This window comes from Desulfomonile tiedjei (assembly GCA_016212925.1).
GTDB lineage: Bacteria > Desulfobacterota > Desulfomonilia > Desulfomonilales > Desulfomonilaceae > JACRDF01.
On sequence record JACRDF010000011.1, the window covers coordinates 1 to 19015 of the forward strand.

12 protein-coding genes are annotated in these 19015 nt (G+C 54.0%); 4 read left to right on the top strand and 8 right to left on the bottom strand.

Annotated features, from left to right (window positions below; genetic code table 11):
• Nucleotides 1-254: 254 nt before the first annotated feature.
• The 4 genes from HY913_05935 to HY913_05950 all read right to left on the bottom strand — a co-directional run bounded on the left by HY913_05935 (nucleotide 255) and on the right by HY913_05950 (nucleotide 5620).
• Nucleotides 255-944 (bottom strand): YggS family pyridoxal phosphate-dependent enzyme, encoded by a 690-nt coding sequence (locus HY913_05935; GenBank protein MBI4962798.1) that lies wholly within the window; start codon nucleotides 942-944, stop codon nucleotides 255-257.
• A gap of 386 nt (nucleotides 945-1330) precedes the next feature.
• The gene (maf, locus tag HY913_05940) at nucleotides 1331-1939 is read right to left on the bottom strand and encodes a septum formation inhibitor Maf (protein MBI4962799.1); all 609 of its coding nucleotides are present in this window, start codon (nucleotides 1937-1939) and stop codon (nucleotides 1331-1333) included.
• A 177-nt stretch (nucleotides 1940-2116) separates the two neighbouring features.
• Nucleotides 2117-3103 (bottom strand): ADP-glyceromanno-heptose 6-epimerase, encoded by a 987-nt coding sequence (gene rfaD, locus HY913_05945; GenBank protein ID MBI4962800.1) that lies wholly within the window; start codon nucleotides 3101-3103, stop codon nucleotides 2117-2119.
• Nucleotides 3104-3481: 378 nt separating this feature from the next.
• Entirely contained in the window at nucleotides 3482-5620 is a 2139-nt protein-coding gene (locus HY913_05950) for a hypothetical protein (protein MBI4962801.1), read from the bottom strand.
• 926 nt (nucleotides 5621-6546) lie between these two features.
• On the opposite strand from HY913_05950, the gene HY913_05955 reads away from it, so the two are divergent.
• The 4 genes from HY913_05955 (at nucleotide 6547) to HY913_05970 (ending at nucleotide 13238) form a co-directional block, all read left to right on the top strand.
• Nucleotides 6547-8022 carry a TolC family protein gene (locus tag HY913_05955; GenBank protein MBI4962802.1) on the top strand — a complete coding sequence of 492 codons (1476 nt, stop codon included), beginning with the start codon at nucleotides 6547-6549 and terminating at the stop codon, nucleotides 8020-8022.
• A gap of 168 nt (nucleotides 8023-8190) precedes the next feature.
• Nucleotides 8191-8613, top strand: a complete 423-nt coding sequence (locus HY913_05960) for a hypothetical protein (GenBank protein ID MBI4962803.1) — start codon at nucleotides 8191-8193, stop codon at nucleotides 8611-8613.
• 429 nt (nucleotides 8614-9042) lie between these two features.
• A complete protein-coding gene (locus tag HY913_05965) occupies nucleotides 9043-10164 on the top strand; it encodes an efflux RND transporter periplasmic adaptor subunit (GenBank protein ID MBI4962804.1) in 1122 nt (373 codons plus the stop codon).
• Nucleotides 10161-13238: an efflux RND transporter permease subunit gene (locus HY913_05970; protein MBI4962805.1), complete on the top strand. Its 3078-nt coding sequence runs from the start codon at nucleotides 10161-10163 to the stop codon at nucleotides 13236-13238. The genes HY913_05965 and HY913_05970 overlap by 4 nt, the downstream gene beginning before the upstream one ends.
• Nucleotides 13239-13593: 355 nt before the next feature.
• Here the strand turns inward: HY913_05970 and HY913_05975 are convergent, their stop codons facing one another.
• The 4 genes from HY913_05975 to HY913_05990 all read right to left on the bottom strand — a co-directional run bounded on the left by HY913_05975 (nucleotide 13594) and on the right by HY913_05990 (nucleotide 18854).
• Nucleotides 13594-14817, bottom strand: a complete 1224-nt coding sequence (locus HY913_05975; GenBank protein ID MBI4962806.1) for a DUF4185 domain-containing protein — start codon at nucleotides 14815-14817, stop codon at nucleotides 13594-13596.
• Nucleotides 14818-14886: 69 nt separating this feature from the next.
• Nucleotides 14887-16590 (bottom strand): M3 family oligoendopeptidase, encoded by a 1704-nt coding sequence (locus HY913_05980; GenBank protein MBI4962807.1) that lies wholly within the window; start codon nucleotides 16588-16590, stop codon nucleotides 14887-14889.
• A 135-nt stretch (nucleotides 16591-16725) separates the two neighbouring features.
• Nucleotides 16726-17913, bottom strand: coding sequence for an ankyrin repeat domain-containing protein (locus HY913_05985; protein MBI4962808.1), 1188 nt, complete (start codon nucleotides 17911-17913; stop codon nucleotides 16726-16728).
• 164 nt (nucleotides 17914-18077) lie between these two features.
• Nucleotides 18078-18854: a M23 family metallopeptidase gene (locus tag HY913_05990; GenBank protein ID MBI4962809.1), complete on the bottom strand. Its 777-nt coding sequence runs from the start codon at nucleotides 18852-18854 to the stop codon at nucleotides 18078-18080.
• Between the last annotated feature and the right edge of the window lie 161 nt (nucleotides 18855-19015).

Below are 19015 nucleotides of genomic sequence, written 5' to 3' on the forward strand. Positions count from 1 at the left end.
TCATATTCCCTGATCAAGAACCGGTACTTCTGGATGTAGTTCCTCTTTATCGTCTGATCTTGGCTGTTGATTCTCATGGACTTATTACCCCTGTCTGAGGATACCTCGTCCACGAATTATCTAACATCTACAATTGCGAGGGCGTGAGCCCGTGGCAATCCCCTACGCGTAAAGGCAGAGATTGCTTCGCTGAGCTCGCAATGACATGGTAAAGTCGCTGCCTGTCCCACCATGAAATCCATAGCGGCCATTTTTCATGCAGCTCGGGGTCCAAAAAGCGCGGTGCCAATCCTGACCAGAGTCGCGCCCTCTTCGACAGCGACCTCGAAATCCCCGGTCATTCCCATGGACAATTCGTCCATATCCGCGGTGAGGATCGCTCGGGCGATAAGTGTTTCACTCAGTTCCCTGAGACGCGCAAAATAGGGCCTGGCCCGGTCCGGGTCATCGAAAAAAGGCGGCATGGTCATGAGCCCTTTCAGTTGGAGGAACGGTAGGCGCCTTATAGCATCCACCATTCCTTCCACCTGATCTTCCGGAATTCCCGACTTCTGGGGCTCTCCGGACAGGTTCACCTGAATCATGACCTCGACGACCCTTTCCGCAAGTGAGGCCCTACCATCCAGGGCAGAAGCCAGCCTTGCGTCATCCACCGTCTCGATCACGTCGAACAGGGCAACGGCCTTTCCTGCTTTATTCCTCTGAAGGTGGCCGATCATGTGCAATTTTACACGGTCCCGAGTTTCCGCAGCGGTCTCCTGTTCGGCTTCCTGCAGATAATTGTGGCCGATGATATTTATGCCCGCGGATATGGCTTCTGCAATCCCCTGCCGGCCTTGGCCCTTGGCTGCGGCCACAATTCGGACCGCGTCAGGGCTTCGGCCTGCACGCGTTGCCGACGAAGCGATTCTGGCCCTTATTTTGGCAAGATTCTCAGCTATCATGGCTTATAGTTGGCTGTAAAACCTATGAGTTTTTTGAAGAGTGACCGGGGAGGCCGAACAAAAAGGGCCTCCCCGGACCGCCATAGGCGTTAAAATAACATGCCTCTCCGAATTTGTGAGCCCCAGAGGGGCTCAATGATAGTAGCCCGGCAATTCATTGCCGGGTGACCGATGAGCAATAATTCAGTTCTGCGTTCCCGAGGGCCGCCCGGCGGAGTGATCCTCCGGGCGGCCCTCGGGAACGCAGAAGGTTCTACTGGCCGCTCATTCCCGGCGATAAATCGCCGGGCTACTGTCGGGATGTCCCTCCGGGACAACAGCTTGTTTTAACGCCTATGCCCCAGCATGCTTTCAAATGCTACTCATTCTGCAAACACTTACAAGCCTCACGCCAAGAAGTCAAAAATTCCCAATTCTTGTAGGTCACGCGCTACCTCGCACAGCGGCAGTCCCACCACGTTGGTGTATGATCCTGAAATTCGTTCCACGATGGCCGAGCCGAACCCTTGTATGGCGTACGCTCCCGCCTTGTCCATGGGCTCTCCGGTCCGTACGTAACCCGCAATCTGTTGCTTAGAGAGGTCTCTTATATTCACGGCGGATTCGGCGTACCGCACCCGATCTTTCGCGGGGAACGCGGAGTTGACCAGAGCGTACCCGGTGTAGACCAAATGGGCTCGACCGGCCAGCCTTGCCAGCATCGCGCGCGCTTCTTTTTCATCGGCCGGCTTCCCTAGAATCCGACCGTCAATTACCACAATGGTATCCGCGCCCAGCACCCATTTCCCAAGAAACTGCTCCGAAACCTCCTTGGCCTTGGCCAGAGCCAGTCGCTGAACACTCTCCTGAGGAGATTCTCCGGCGATGAGGCTTTCATCAATAGAAGACGGGACGGCCCGGAACCTGATGCCCACGGAATTCATCAGGAATTTTCTCCTGGGGGAACCCGAGGCAAGTATAAGGTCCACGTCCGGCGAAGTTTTTTGAATGGCCATGTCTCTCCTATAAGGGAAGTGGGACGAAATGTGAAGGGTGGCTGTTCAACTGCGCGAAAAGAAGGCCCAATACCAATTCACCGCAGAGGTCGCAGAGAACGCAGAGAAGAGGTACGGCGCGCACGGCCGTGCGCGCCGTACACTCGGCGATCTCCGCGGTGAGAAATTTCTTACTTATCAGTCTTCTCCTGTTTCGCCCCTTGGGTCCTGTTCCAAGTAATTTGAAACATAGTCTCGAACCGCGTCTTCCAGAGAGGAGAACGGTTCGGAATATCCAGCGGCACGCAATTTGTCCGTTTCCGCGCGAGTGTGGTATTGATAGCGGCTTTCCAACCCGGGAGGCATGTCTATGTATTCTATGTTCGGGCTCTGTCCCAGCGCGGAAAAGACCGCACCGACCAGGTCATTGAAGTTCCTGGGATTCCCCGTACCCGCGTTGAATATGCCGTTGATGTCAGGTTTCTCGAGAAAGTGGAGAGTTATTTTCACAGCGTCCCTGACATAGATGAAATCACGGCATTGTTCACCATCTTTGTATTCGGGCCGATAGGACTTGAAAAGTTTTACCTTGCCGGACTTCTTGATCTGAAAGTACGATCGGATCGCTACGCTGCGCATGTCGGCCTTATGGTATTCGTTAGGCCCGAACACGTTGAAGTACTTCAACCCCACGGACCGTTTAACAAATCCTGTTCTCAAAGCCCACAAATCGAAGATCTGCTTGGAGTAGCCGTACCCGTTCAACGGGCGCAGATCAGGGACGGAATGGTGTTCGTCCGAATATCCGGCCGAGCCGTCGCCGTAAGTGGCGGCGCTTGACGCATATATGAAGCGAACGCCTTCCTTGGCCGCGAACCGCGATGCCAGCCTCCGAGAAAACCCATAATTGTTGTCCATGAGGTAGTCCGCGTCTCTTTCAGTGGTGGAACTACACGCCCCCATATGGAAGACAGCCCATATCCCGCTGTCGAACAGTCCCCTTTCAAGTTTGGCCTGGAAATCATCTTTATGTTCGTAGTCAAGGAAATTCAGGTCCAGAAGGTTTTTCCACTTATCGGCTTTTCCAAGGCGATCGACGATCAGAATCCTGTTCTCACCGGCCTCATTTAAGACCTTCACGATATTGCTGCCAATGAATCCGGCACCACCCGTTACTATTATCAAGGAACCACTTAGCCTCCCTGAAGGGATTTCTCCACGGAAACCCGTGCGTGCCGTTAGATTGTCCATTTTTGGGCGCTTATTTGCAACCCAAATTGATCGGTTTTCGTAACTCTTCACTTCACGCGTGGGGATTGTCGGTTCTCTGTCATTGCGAGGAGCAAAGTCCCGCGTTCCGCGGGAAAGCAATCTCAGCGCTCAAAGCCAGAGATTGCTTCGCTGCGCTCGCAATGACGTATTTCGCGCGAGCTGTCTCCGTCGCAAGACTAAACAGTTACCGTTTTTTCGGCAAGGTTTCGGGTACGAGCGGGGAATATGTTCGAAAGAATAAAGGCGGGTTGGAAAACCCGCCCCTACAGATGCCGAGCGTAGGGCGATTGTCTATCTTCCGACGCTTGATTGCGGCGCCAACAAACCCCTGGTAAGAGCATTGAGAGCGTCGATCGCGGCCCCATCTTGGCGTTTCACCGCTTCGGCCCGAGCCTCGCTGTATACCTGCTTCAGAGACTTTTGCAGCGGCTCGCTGCAGGGATATTGCTTCACTGCATCAGAAAGCCGCTTCAGCCCTCTGAGCCAATGTTGCTTTTCCGTGTTCCAGCTTTGCTGTTCTTCCTGTTTTATCTTTTCTTCCTCGGCCGGACCTGCCTTCGCTGCGTCCGCGGTAACCGGCCGGGCCGCAACGGCCATTTCCGGCTTAGCGGCCTGGACCTTAGCCGCCAATCGTTTCTTCTCTCTGTCTTCCGCGGCTGCTAAGGCGACGACAAGTTCATAAATGGCGGCCTGACGAGTCCAGTTATCGATAAGATGACGGAATTTGACTTCAAATGGGGCCATTCCTCTCGCTACCTTTATCATCTCGATATTCTGGTCAAGTTGCTTGATCAACTCCTCGCGAAAGTTCTCATCCTTCACTGCCATAGACCGAATTAGCGTGCTGAATTGCGGGGAGTCGGTGGGTACCCGGACCACACCCCTCTTGGTCTTATAACCGACTTGCCCGTAGCGTCGCCACATTTCTATAGATTCAGTTTGGGCCACGGGGCCCAACCCCAATTCATTCTCGAGGACTTTTCGGAAAAGCGGCTCATACTTGTTGAGTACCAGGTTAGCTATACCTTGGCTAGCTGCGTTGCTGAACTGATAGGCAATCAGTTTCATAGGGTCGGAAATCACGCCGTATGAGTCGAAGGCTGACCTGTAAACGGCCCGATCTTGCTCGCGAGATCTCTTCGCTGCTTTAGCCGGATCAAAATCGAACCCCTCCTTTTCTTCCGCGGTGGTCTCGATTCTTATCTGTTTCTCTTTGTTCAGCACCGCGTAGGCATGGCCGGGAATCAAAAAGCCCTTAACATCCAATTTGGCGTCGCGGGCAATAAGCGTGTAAAGGATGGAACCACTCAAGCATTGATACTTATGATCGTCGACGACACTCTTGGCTGACATGCCGTCAAACGCATGATAATCGCGCAGAGCATTCTTCTTTAGCCAGATGAAAAGTTCCTTGGCCCGCTCCTCATCATCTCGTATGCTTGCTGTCGCAGTGACGGCATTTTCTTTTAGACTCTTCAGTTCGGCCAGAACACGCTTATGGTCTTCCGGGGTGCCTGGAGAGGCTTTTACGAATGCCTCATACGGATCGGAAAAGCGCTGCCGAGGGATTTCGTCAGGGCTGCAAAAAAAGAGCTTGTGCAGCGACTGCGGTAATTCATGACGATCGGGGACCTTGTCTGTCAGGTTCACCGCTCTTCCCAGTACTTGAACCGTGAGGATCCGCAAAATGTAATTGACAATCATCTGAGAATTCAATTGCCTGGCGAATCGAGGGTGGCTGAGCAGGAATTCGTTAACCAGCTTTTTCAAGCCTTCGACTATCTGATCGGCTTGTGGACCGATCATTAGTTTGGTAACAAGCAAAGCCCAGTCATATGGCGGCGGGGAGAGCAAGGCCGACATGTACAGTCTCTTCATCAAGTAAGGGTCACCCTTGAACCGGGAATCCCGGGACAGGGCTGCCGGAGCGTAGGTCATAACAGCGGCGAAATAATTGCCCGTGTCTTCATAGCGCCATCCTGCAAGGCAAACCTCGTCATAAACAATGTGGCCGTCCAGGCTTCGAGACATGTTCAAGTATTGGTCGCCTTCGGGAATGTAACCCAAACCATAGTTCAATTGGGCCAAATATAGATATGCTTCGGGACTGGTCGGCCGTGCCAGCGCAGCGCGAAGAAAATACTTCGTTGCCTCGGTCTCCTGCAAGCGGGCTTTGCTCTTCTTCTTGCCCTCACCCATTTGCATCAAACCAAGCTTGATAAGGGCATAGTAGTTTTCAGGATCGGCTTTAATAACCTCCTGAAATTTTTCCATGACCACGACGGAATTTCCACCGTCCTTTTCAGCCTCGAACGCTGCCAATAGCAGATCGTCCGGACTCTTTTGGTCCGCAGCCAAAACAATGGGTGAGCTGGCCAAAGCCGAGACGAAGACCAGAAAGCATCCTAGAAGCAGGCCGCTTGCCTTCATCGGTTACCCCTTTGCAGAGATTGGAATGCCGCACTGTATCAAAAAAAACCAGTGATGTCAATTAGTAATAGAACAGAAGGGGGCATCCCTCAGTTGCGAGCGGCGATTTTCACTTCTCTTTCATTGCGAAGAGTGAAATCCCGCTTTCCATCGGGGTCGCAATGACAGTCTTTCCCCGACGTAACCGAATGCTCGGAGGGTCGCGCAAAAAACAAATGACAAAATACGAATCCTAACGTAAATTAACTTGCCCTCAAAAGCAGGGGGTGAGGTGAAAGGAGGTAAGATGTTGTTTTCCAAGTTATTGAAGTTGTTTGTTATCATGGCCGCATTGACCCTAGCAATGGCGCCCTGTTTCGCGGAAGCCGGTTGAGCCGGTTGCTTCCCCTCCTGGTCAGGAGGAAGCGTCTCTTATTCGCCGGGATCTTCGTACGGTGGATACAGTGCTTACGGCTACGGCTACGGTGCGGCAGACTATGGGTACACCACCCAAGTGGACCGTCCACGACCTAAGTCCTCTAAAGCCAAGAACCGCGCGCCGCAAACCAAGCCGGCCAATTAGATAGGATCTGGTCGAACGACCTGCCGGAAGCCTTAGGATAAAAACCTGATTCTGCAAATGAGCAAGCGGGTGACCTTTGCGCAAAGGTCACCCTCGCTACCTCTTCAAAATTCCCCTGATTGCCATCCGAAACCACAAAAAAGAACCCATAGGCATTATGCATCTGAGGTGAAAAGTCTTTTGCAGATGACAGGCAGAGGTCTGCCATGATATGGTCCGCCCGCGCGAGAAATCTTCCATAGGTTTGTATGTAAATAGATAGCAAGATTTTTTGTCATTTGTACGGAGGCTTGGTGTCCAACTTGGCCTTCGGTACTTGCAATGATTGCCGGGCCCTCGCTTGCGCCCGGTTTTGGGAGGAATCATGAGAGCTGCTGGTCCAGTGGCTATTATCGTTGCGCTATCTCTATTCCCGGCTGGCTGTGTGGCTCTAAGGCCGTGGGCACAGCACCATCAGACGGTCCCACAAGTCGCCGCTCTCCCCGATTCCGGATCTTTCCACTCACCTAGCGCTAAGCGTGCCCCAGAAAGGCTGACTTTGGAGCAATGCATTGAGATCGCGCGGGCGAACAACCCATCCCTGGCCGCGGGAATGTGGGATGTGCAAACTGCACTTGCTCAGTGGAACATTGCGTCTGCCGAACGATGGCCAAATTTACGAGGTACGGCCGGTTATACCAGCTATCTGCAAAATCAGAGGCTGGTACCCGTCCGTAAGAACAACGATCCGGGCATGTTCAGCTCAAGCATTTTTGCCGGCGACATCATACTAAGGTTACCGTTGTTTACCGGCGGACGCATCACGAGTGAGATCAACGCTACGAATCTCCTGAGCCAAGCGGCTAACCATCGTCTTGCTCGCACCTGGGAAGAGCTGTTATTCAATGTTTCCAGCACGTTCTATACAATTTTGGGACAAAGACCCCTGATTGAATCCTTGCGGTTTTCTACCGATGTATTAAAGAGGCAGCGCCAGAGAGTCTTGGACATGATGAGGGTCGGTAAGGCCGCCAAGGTGGACGTTTTGCGCACGGAAGTGAGACTTTCAGATCTTGACCAGCGCCTGGTACGCGAACAGACGGTTTTGGAAATACAACGGCGCTTACTCGCCACTCTTATGGGAATTGGAGACCGCAGCGGGCCCATTGCGGTTCAAGGTGACCTGAGGCTGAGCCAGCGAGCGCTGGACGTTCATGGAGCCATTGCAATGGCTTACGCGGAGCGCGGGGACTATCGGGCGGCAAGAGCCTCTTTGGCAGCCCAAACCGCCAAAGTCAACTCAGCACGGGCAGCCCGATGGCCCACAGTATCGCTGGCAGGCAGTTACGGAACCAGGGCTGCCGCGGGCATCACGGACAATGCCGCTGCGTTTATAAACAGGTTCGTTAGGACGCCCCCGCCACTCGGGCAGGGCACCACTTTCAATTCCCCCGGAGTCTCCGCATCCCTGCCGGTTGGAAACATCGGGGTCGTGGCTGATTACGCGATTTTTGACGGCGGCCGAATCAGGGGACAAATCAGCGAGCAAGAGGCGAGGCTTGCCTCTGCCCAGGCCAATTTGCGGAAGCTTGAACTCCAGATTAGGCAGGATGTGGAGACCGCCGTGCTGAATGTCAGCTCTGCACAACAACGGGTCCAAGCCACCCGGAAGGCAATTGAACAGGCCAAGGAGAGCTTTCGGATCGAGAGCGAAAAGTATGACCTGGGTAAAGGTTCGATCACGGACGTTCTGGATGCCCAAGGCGCCATGCTAGATGCTCAGACAAATTATTACAGGGCCCTCGCTGAATACAACATCGCTCTCGCGCAGTTGGGCCTTGCAACGGGAGAGAAGCGATGATGTGGTTCCTTTTGTCCTCGTGAAACAGAAAGATGATCCTTCTTCTCAGAGGATTGAATTATTGCCGCCAATCCGAGCCTCACAGCGAGAAAGATGACTCGGGCAGAAAGGGCCGAGGCAACGCTATCATCTTGACACCGCCGTTGTCGTGGTGTTAGGAATGGCACCATGGAACGAAAAGGCCTAGCGCTGGTCTTGGGCATGATGCTACTGACAGGTCTCGCTCTCCCCTTGCCCGAGTGTTATCTGACACGGGTGAACTGTCCCATGAAAACAAACGGCTCGTGTCATGTGTTTGCGGGGCAGCGCGAAGCCGGGAAGTCATGCTGTGGGCAGGGCTTTCGCTTTTCTCAGTCCCGAGGCAACCACCAAAAGCCAGACAAGTGTTATGAGCTTTTCCGAAAACTGAAAACCTATCCGGTCAGGTCGTTGCTTACTGTAGTCCCCGACACCGCTGTTGCGTTTGTAATTGGTGCAGATGCGTCCAAATCTTCCAATCCCACCCTCAAAAACACCGGCTCCAAGATGTTGGCGAGAGATCGCCAAAGAGCCGGACCTATCTTCGTTCAAAACCAGTCACTCCTGATTTGAGATTTCTCGCCTTTGGCATGTCCTGCCTCGGAACCCAACGCGGGAGGCCGCTAACCGAGTTGACGCCTTCTACGGATGGGGCCTGTGGTGCCTCGCTCTGGTCAGCTTAGAGATCAGACGTCGCGTTCACAATCTCAGGAACGTTCAGGTGGCTTTCAGCCCTCCCGTGCCCGAGTCCGGCCACCGTGGATGCCGTGGGTCGGAAAGGCCTGGGGTTAGAATCGGGCAGTGCCATTGTTAGCTCGTCTCGTGAAATTGATGGCGACCGTGTATCAAAGTGGAAAACTCGCCAAAACTCCCGCGAGTTTTGGAGTCGGCCCCGGTATTGACTGGTAGTCTAGCAAGAGACAAGGAGCGGATTGTACCAAAAATCGTGAGGACTCCCGGGCCGTCGGTGCGGGGCTGAATAAAAGAACTGAGGGACATCTTATGAAACGTTTTCTGTTAATCATTTCGGGCCTTCTCATCCTCAGCCTGGCTGCTTGGGGAGTTCATAGATTAAACGACTCAAGGGCCCTTAATCAAAAAAATCAGCGAGTGAAACCCAAGCCGTTGGTTGTAACGCAGGCGGTTCAAACAGGGGAAATATCCAGCACATTAGAGCTGACCGGTTCGATCGAGGCAACGAGGGTTGCGCGCCTAGCCTCCCCAGCTGAAGGCCCTGTCTGTAACTGCAACCTGAGGGAAGGCGACCCCGTGAAAGAAGGTGAAAAAGTCCTCAGCATCGGAAGAAAGAAAGCCACCGAAGCGCTATTGCTTTCTGCCAAGCAAGACGTGAAGACCGAACAAGAAGAGTTGGCGCGGATCGAACAATTAGTGGAGAGCGGGGCAATTCCCAAGGACCAATTGGACTTGGCTCGCACAAAATATCATCGGGCCACGGCGCAGAGAGAAAAAGTCAAGGAAAGTTCAGATGATTACGACATAACAGCCCCCTGGGACGGCATAATTTCCAAGGTTATGGTTGCTGATGGAAACTATGTGGTTCCCAGAACCGTGATGGTTGAGATTTTTGATCCCAAATCTTTGGTTGTTCGCACAGCCGTGCCGGAAGGTCAAAGCCAGGAACTCCGTTTGGGTATGGACGTGGCCGTAAAGCTCGATGCCTACAAGGGCAAGGCGTTTGGCGGAAAAATTTCTCGCATTTATCCTGAGCTAGATCGACGAATGCGAACTCGCGCCGTTGAGGTGGAAGTTGTGGACCCGGTTGACCTCGTTCCAGGCATGTTCGCCAGGTTGAGCCTTAATTTGAGGACTCTCAAGGATGCTCTCGCCGTTCCATCGGAGGCCGTGATTGTGACGCCCAAGGGGTTGCGCGTCGCCTACGTGATTGAGGAAGGCAAGGCCCTCCAACGCAAGATCACTACAGGCATTGAAGGTGGAGGAAACATCGAGATTCTGTCCGGGATCAAGGCGGGCGAACAGATCGTTGTCGCAGGCAATGAAAAACTGAAAGACGGCATGGAGATACGACTTCCAGGGGCAGGGAAGAAAGACGCTGAAGCGCCGAAGCCTCAAGCAGGCAAAGATAAGGGAGACGCAGGACGATGAAGATAACCGAATCGGCTGTCAGGCGCCGTATAGCAACCAGTGCCATCGTGATCGCCTTAGTGGTTCTCGGAGTGTACGGCCTTTGGCAACTCCCTGTAAATTTTGTTCCCAACATCACATACCCACTGATTCGACTGTACATATCATGGCCCGGTGCAACGCCCGAAGAAATTGATAAAGATTTGGCCGATCCCGTAGAACGCCAGTTGGCAGCCGTAGACGGCCTGGACTATCTGGAATCCTCGTCCATTGAAGGGCTGTACACGGTTCTGGTGAATTTCAAGTACGGCGTGGATGTGAACGTGGCGTACCAGGATTGTCTGGCCGCGATGGCGCGCGCGACCAAGAGCCTGCCCAAGGACATTGAAGCACCCTTCATGATCAAAGCTGACCCTTCTCAATTGCCGGTGGTTCAGCTCACAATCAGCTCGGAACAACTTGATCTTGTCAAACTGCGGACTTGGACTGAAGACTGGCTTCAGGACCGACTTACGGCCGTACCTGGCGTCGCGGGCACGGACATCGTGGGTGGTCTCAAAAGGGAAATACGCGTCAACTTGGACGGAAATGCGCTCGAAAAGCACCAACTATCTCTTTCGGGGGTGGTCAAGAGACTTCGCGACGAAAATGTCGAGCAATTCGGTGGCCGGGTCACAGTGGGGCCGCGTGAGTTCATAGCCAGGACTACCGGAGAATATCATTCCCTGGAGGAAATTAAGTCGGTCATTCTAGCCCGAAAAGACGAGAATAAGGTCTATGTGCGGGATGTGGCCAAGGTTGAAGACGCGAACGAGGACGTTCGGGTCATCACACGGCTGGACGGTAAACCCTGCGTCAAGTTGAGCGTACTGAAGCAGGCGGACGCTAACACGGTTGAAGTTGCCAAGGCCGTCAATAGAAGAATTCAGGAATTACAGCCCTCCGTTCCGGCGGGTATTCAACTGGGAATGGTGGAGAACCAGGCTGATTACATTGAATCGGCAATCGCTGGTGTCCGCAACGCGGCCATTGAGGGCGCTATTCTCATAATTCTCATCATTTATATCTTCCTTGGCAGTTGGCGCCAAGTTCTGGTGATGTTCGTGGCACTGCCCGTTACCATGTTGGTCAATTTCGGCGTCATGAAGCTTGCGGGCTTCTCGCTCAACATTTTTTCCCTGGGAGGGCTGGTCGTTGCCATCAGCGTGGTGCTGGACAACTCCATTGTGGTCATCGAGAACATAACTCGCCTGAAGCACGAGACGCCGAATGCAGCCATGGACGAAATCGCCATTTCCGCTACATCCGAGGTCGGGCCGGCAATTGTCGCTGCGACTCTTTCGTTTATGGCTATCTTTGTCCCGTTCTTGCTTGTTCCCGGGCTTGTGAGCCTCCTTTTTCGAGAGTTAATCCTCATTATTGCAGGCGTGGTTCTTATAAGCCTGGCGACCGCTGTTACACTGACACCGATGTTCACCGCCTTGCTTTTGGGTAGGCGAGGGAAGGTCGAAACGGAAGATACGCGGTTCCAGCGCTTGTTCACCCAAGTGACGGATAAATATACCGCTCTGTTGGGCCGGGCCATCAACCGCCGGTGGACGGTTGTCGCCGTATCCATCTTTTTTCTGATCGGAGCAGCCTTTGGCGTTCAGAAATTGGGGACCGAGTTTCTTCCGCAGATGGACGACGGGAGGGTCATGGTAAAAGTGCGCCTCCCCACCGGGGCTTCGGTATGGCAGACAGACGAAGCCCTTCGGCGGATTGAAAACTTAATTGCCGATGACCCGATGATAGAATCATACTTCACCCTCGTCGGGGGGAAGGTCTGGGGAATATACACTTACCTTATCGCCAATGAAGGGGAAATTAACATACAGCTCGTCCCTCCGAATAAGCGAGAACTGAGCACCAAGGAATTCACGGAACGCCTTCGACCTGAAGTGGTTAAGAAGATCCCTATCCCGGGAGGCATTGCCATGGTGATGAGACCTCAGGTCAAGGGGATCAGAAAACTGGGAGATGCTGACATTGAAGTCAAGATAAAAGGCCAGGAAATTCCCAAGCTGTTCGAACTGGCGCAGGGAACGGCGATGGCCATGAACAGGTTGGCACATTTTGCCAACGTGTACGTCTCCTTGGACATGACTAAGCCGGAGTATCAGGTGCAGGTGGATCGGCAACTCTCGGCGGATTTGGGGGTCTCGATGGCGGACGTGGCTACCACCCTGCGGTCGCTCCTCACCGGCGCGGTGGCCACCCGATACAGGGACGGCGACAGGTACTACAATGTGCGCGTAATTATCCCTGAAAAAAACGTCACTTCCAAACAAGACATTGAGAGGCTGATTCTGGAGTGCGCTCAGGGAGGCTATTTGCGAGTCAAGGATGTAGCAAAAGTGAACCAGGCGGTCGGTCCGGTCGAAATCGGGCGCGAGGATCAGGTTAAGCAAGTGATAGTGCGCGGAGACGCTGTCGGAGTGAGCGTTGGACAGGCCCTTTCAGAACTGCGGACGGAGATTCAAAAACTGGAGCCCCCTCTTGGGTACGAGTTTCGGTTCGGTGGGCAGGCCCAAATGATGGCCGAGATGAAGAGCACTGCGATAGGTGTCCTGGCCTTTGCCTTGTTTTTTTCCCTCATCGTTCTCGCCGTGCAATTCAATAGCCTCAGGATTCCGATCCTTATTCTGGGATGCGTCCCCTTTTGTATGGCAGGCCTTGTGTATGCCTTCTACTTGACAGGTCTTCCGATCGGGGCCACTGTGCTCATTGGCGTCTTGGTCGTGGTCGGGGCCACAGTCAACGAGGGAGTGTTACTCATGACCTTTGCGGAGGAGTTGCGTTTCCGAGATCGCCTGTCTGCTTTCGACGCTGTGATCGCTGCGGCCAAAATCAGGCTCCGTCCTCGATTGATGACGACGGTTCCTATCATTATGGGCTTGATCCCTCTCGCTTTGAATATTGAAGAGGGCGGCGACATGCTCCAGCCCATGGCCGTTGGAGCAATAGGCGGACTCATCATGTTGGTGCCTGTGGCACTGTTTCTCATGCCGTGTGTCTACGTGATTTTCACAAAAGGCAGGCGATCGGAAGCTTGAGAGCCACCGTTTCATAATTATGGATTGTTTCCTTGACTGCGCAATACCTGCCCGAGCCGGGAGACATGGTTCCGAGGTTTTGCCACGGGAAGGGGCTCAGCGTTGTCATTGCGAGGAGAGAAAGGACGAAGCAATCTCATGTTCGGTGGGACGGGCATCCTGCCCGTCATTTCAACAGACAGGCCAGACGCCTGTCCCACCAATAGAGATTGCTTTGGGCTGCGCCCTCGTAATGACATATTCATGGCGCCTCGCATCATCAAACGGAGCCAAAGGCATAATCCATATAGTTATGCGATTTCTATTAGAAGGGCCTTCTCGATAACTTTGGGCGGCTTAAAGGCTGCGACCACTTCTAATCAGGCCTCGAAACCAGTGTCAAAGTAGTCTTCATTAGGACAACCGTGTATGGGTTCCATGTAGACATGGTGAAATAGATCGTTGTCGAGTTCCCGTCTCCCGTAGCCAAGTCCTCGAATTGATACGGACCGTAAGGATCGCCGCTATGGAAGTCGCGTCCGGGGTCCTGCAGATTGTCGCACTTTTCGATGTTCCAGTCCAAGTGCATGAATCGGCAGAATCCACCATCGGTTTTCGGATCGAAGATGACCTGCGGTCCCGACCATGGGCCCCAGGGATAGTCTGCGGTCCTCATATTGATAAGTTGCCGCTCTGTGCCGCAATTGTACAGCATGATCCACTTCCGTATAAACCGGTTGTATCTCACCGACAATTCTCCCACACACGGTTGATCGAAGAGTGCAACAGCGTCTTCTTCCCTGCAACTCCAATCGGGCGCTCCTTCACTGTCCAGGCCGGCGAAATAACAGATGCTCGATGGCGACTCGATTTTGTCCGCGGGCTGACACGCGAGCCTCACATCGCTCTTCCGATAGTGGCCGGAACCGAACATTAACAGGTCCGTGCCTTCCGCGGTCGGCAAGCCTTTCCAAGCGCCGGTTTCAACTTGCACCACGGACACGTTTATGAAATGCCTGTCTGAAAGATCGTATAAATAATTGAAATTCATGCCGTCATCCTCGGAAACAGCTACCACCGATCTGCCCATCAAGAATGACGGCCTGTGGCCGGTAGTATGGTACACGTACATCTTCTCCGCGACGCTGGTGCCTTCCATGGGTACCTCGTAGGCTCCCTGGAGGACTCCGGGAATAAATACCGGCCGGTAAACGCCGTTTTCATTGTGTAGAAAATTCAGTTTAATACCTGCTTCAGGGGACGATTCGGTTACATAGGCAATGGCGTCTCCTCCTTCGGCCCCGTCCGTATCGCCGAATAACAAATAAGTCCGCCCGCGGTGCCGAAATGAGGCCCCAAGGTCGGTGGAATAAAGCTTGAACCGGGTCATGGTCTGGCTTTGGGTAGGCTTGCCCACTTCCCTATCGAACTCGCCCACAATTTGAGCCACTTTGACAGCTCGGGAGGCTTGCACAACGTAATTTCCCCGGCCGTCCCCCCAGCATGGTTCGAGCGCGGGGGACAATAAGAAAAGCTCTGCAAGGGCTGCAAGCAGCACAAAAAATCCAACCGGGTATTGAAAAGGGGAGCTGAAGCGCATACCTATTCCTTCATTTTCGTCCCCCGTGCTTACCTCCATCAACGCTGAATGGTGTAAATCGCAGGGGTCTCAATCTTCGGTCAAATCACCGAAGGTTTGTTCCATGAGCGAAACGGCTGACGCCAGCGTGTGCCTGTCGAAAGCTAGTCTGGCCCCGGCTGCCTCATAGAGGTCCGGCAAGGGCACTGTTCCCCCCAGGGCCAATGCCTTGCGATAGGATGCAACAGCCGCGGTCTGGTCTCTTAGCGCATTGCTCCATATCTGGGTCGCGCCCAGTTGTGCCAGGCCATATTCAACATAGTAGAAGGGGACAGTGTGAATATGCAGCTTGCGCTGCCATCCTGTAACGAGTTGATCTTCCAATCCGGACCAATCAATCCACGGGACGAAACGTTCCCAGACGAGCCGCCATTGCGCGTCGCAAGCAGAAGGGTTCAAAGCCTCGGACGCGTTCTCGTAGACCCAGTGCTGAAACGCGTCCACTACGGCCATGTACGGCCAAAAGAGGATTCCCCGCTCAAGGTGTTCCGCCCTGGCCCTGGCTGCATCGGCCGGGCTGTAGAATCCTCCTTCCTGCTCGGAAAGGTACGGCGCGGCAAGCAATTCCATGGCCATAGATGCGACCTCCGCGAATTCCATAGCCACTTGCCGTTGCTGATAGTACGGCAGCGGACCCCTCTCGAAAGCATGAAACGCGTGTCCCGCCTCGTGCAGCAGAGTCTGAACGTCATCATGGACACCGACAGCGTTCATGAATATGAAAGGTCTTTTGGAAGCGGTAAACTCGATACAGTAACCCCCTGGCGCCTTGTTTTTCCGATTGTCCAGGTCCAGTAAGCCCTCATTTACCATAATGTCAAAATAGGCCCCCAGCGGAGGGGCCACTTTGTGGAAGATCGCAGAAGCTTTTGCCGGAAGTTCCGAGGTCTCCCGGAACGGAGTCAAGGGACCTCGCCCAAACGGGTCCACTTCCATGTCCCAAGGCCGCAAAGTGTCTACACCGAGAAGCCTGCGACGCTTTTCGCAAATACGGGCCGCGGCCGGTACCACGGCCTGCTCGATGGCGCGGTGGAATTCCATACAGTCCGAGGGACTGTAATCGAAGCGGAGTAGTTGCTTCCATCGGAAGGAGCGATAATCGCTAAAGCCTGCATTGGCCGCTAGTTTGACTCTCAATTCCACGAACTGTTGCCACAGGGCGTTGACGGCCTCGCGGTCTTGCAGTTGTCGTTGAGATGCGAGGCGCCAAGCCCTTTCTCGTTCGGACCGATCCTTGCTCTGGAAAAAAGGCCTTAATTGGACAAGAGTAACCTCGCGCCCATTCCACTGGACTGTTTGTCCTCCCATGATTTTGTCGTATTGCGTTGATAGCTTGTGATCTTGTACCAACAGAGTAAGGTTTGCCTCCCTGAAAATCTCCGATTCCCAACGCATTTTCGACAGTGGCATCCGGAAGCCTTCGGGCGTCAATCCGGATTCCAGGAGCTTCTGGCGTAGCTTCTGCTCCGCCTGCTCCACGGGGGGATAAACCTCATCCAAAAACGCGTGATACCGGCGCTCCGCCTCTTGGTCCGCGGTATTGACGGTAGTGGCCACCATCAGACGACTATACGCTTCGTCTATTAGTTCGCTTAACCTCGTCCAATCCCTAAGAAACGCGGAAACGGTGTCCCCGGTAACGGATCGTCCGACAAGATCATCATAATACGGTTCAATTTCAGTCCACGACCACTGCATTACCGCCTTGGCATCATTGGGAAGCAAATCAAACATCAGGCCTCCTCCGACTCGTTTGTAGCGCTCAATCTTAGCGGGAAACCGGTGGTTTGGGAAGGCCCGAGTGAGAGATCCTATACCATGCGCGGCCAAATGAATATTTGCGTGAGCCGGAGTGAGAAAAGAGAGGGTTTATTCAGCATCTCGCTGTCTTAGGATTTCCACGACCGCCAGGTGGCCTCTGCCCGCGGCCAGGGTAAGGGGAGTAAAGCCATTCTTGGCGGTGGACCGGGCCTGGGCCCCATGATCCAACAACATTTTGGCTGCCTGGGGGTGGCCGTAGAAAGCCGCCAACATAAGGGCATTTACTCCGTCCTTCTGCACGCGGTTCACGTCCGCGCCCTTCTGCAAAAGGAGTTCCACCGCTTGATTTGACCCCGCGGCAGATGCCTTCATCAGAGCGGTCTCGCCGTCGCTGTCCTCGGCATCAACGCTCGCGCCCGCGTCCAGAAGCGTCTTCAAAGCTCCAGTGTAACCGCCGAAGGCAGCGACCATCAGAGCCGTGATGCCGTTCCTCTGCCGGACGTCTACCGCCGCGCCATTCTGTAATAGGCGGCTGCCGATACTCTCAAACCCTCGAGCCGAAGCCTTTATCAAAGCGGTTTCGCCATTGTTATCAGGGGCATTCACATCGGGCTTGACCTGAAGCAGTACATCCACTGCCTCGGTATGGCCGTAAAACGAGGCCACCATCAGTGACGTAATCCCGTTCCTCTGCTTTGCATCCACCTTGGCTCCCTTGGCCAACAAAAGCCTCATTACTTCAGCATGACCCCTTGCGGCAGCTTTGATCAAAGCGGTCTCTCCGTCTTTGTCACCGCGGTTCGGATCTGCACCACCCGACAAAAGGTCCTTGACGACCGGCGCGGCGCCGTTGAATGCGGCCACCATCAGACAGTCGATGCCCAGCTGTTCTTCAGCATTAACGTCCGCACCTTTTTCCAAAAGCATCCGAACGATCTCCGCCCTGCCCGCGGCGGAAGCTTTGATGAGGGCTCCTTCACCCTGCTGATCTCTTGCATTGACATCCGCTCCCCGTTGCAGCAGCACCCGGACAATGTCGGCACGGCCAAGAAATGCGGCCACCATGAGCGGGGTGAGACCGTTATCATCCCGAGCGTTGACGTCCGCTCCACCGCTCAATATTGTCTCAACTTGAGCCTGAGACCCGTTCTGTATCGCTTGAAAGAGTTCACCCGAGGCTTGAACCGCAGCAGGGACAAAGAACAGCAATAAAAGAGGACCCACAAGAAATGGTAGGCTAAAAACCTTCGTCTGCAGGATCCTAATTCCGGAGCGAAGTCGTTTCTCCGTATTCATTCTTGCCCTCTCTGCCCTGGATGTCCGGACTGCGATCAGGCGGGTGATTTCCCCTGGAGTCGCTCTCCGGCGAATTGCTATTTTAGACACATCAACGGGAAAAACTTTCCGTCAAAATTAGAGGGATGCGTTGATCGCAAGAACCGGTATGTGAAAGTCTCTTGTCAGCGTTGAGAGGATGAAATCGTGAGGAAGCGACCGCGGGAACTTACGGGGCCCATTGGACGGCCAAAAAAATTCTTGGCTACTACTACACCTTTTAGCTGAGTAGGCGAGAAGTACGGGTAGGGGTTGAGAAGTTGGCTGCCGACACGAACCTCGAAGTGCAAATGAGGGCTGGTAGCTCTGCCGGTGGCTCCCACGAGAGCTATTTTCTCCCCTCTGCACACCTTTTGGCCCGGCCGCACCAGGACGCGGCTGGCGTGGGCATAGTGAGTATAGACATCGTTGCCGTGGCTGATGAGGACGGTCTGGCCGTAGCTGCGATAGCCTTTGCGGCTGCCTGTGGCCACAACTGTGCCGTCCGCGCAAGCAAGAATAGGCTCGCCTTTGCAGGCAGTAATATCCAATCCCCCATGGAATACCCCTCGACGGAACCCGAACCCTGAAGAAAGAGCACCTGCGGGGACAGGAAACTTCAGATCGGGAACTCGAGGATTCTTTCTGCACGCGGTGGCCTGATCATGACCTCGATGAGCGCTCTGGGCTTCGCCCGAGGGTTCACAAGCGTTGCCGCCGGAGCGCGGAAAGGAACAGAGTTCCACAGCGAGCGGCAATCGTTCTTTGTCGCCGGAGGAATAAGATTTCTCCGAATTGGTTGCGAGCACAGGGGAATTGGAATGACATGGTGCAGGGTCCTTCTTCGCCACTCCCATCATTGACGAGCAAGACGCCAAGAGCGGTATAAGAAGAACCGTGAGGAAACGCAGCTTTGATTTCATACCCATATCCATTGATCCAATGCCATTGCAACACGCAAGAAAAGCCCTGAGACCCAGCCGTACACCAAAGTTGGCTCGTTGTCAACAGCGATCGATTAAATAACAGCTTCCCGAGCCAAAGGAAACCGGTCTCGAAAGCCCCGTCCGCTACTATTCGGGTT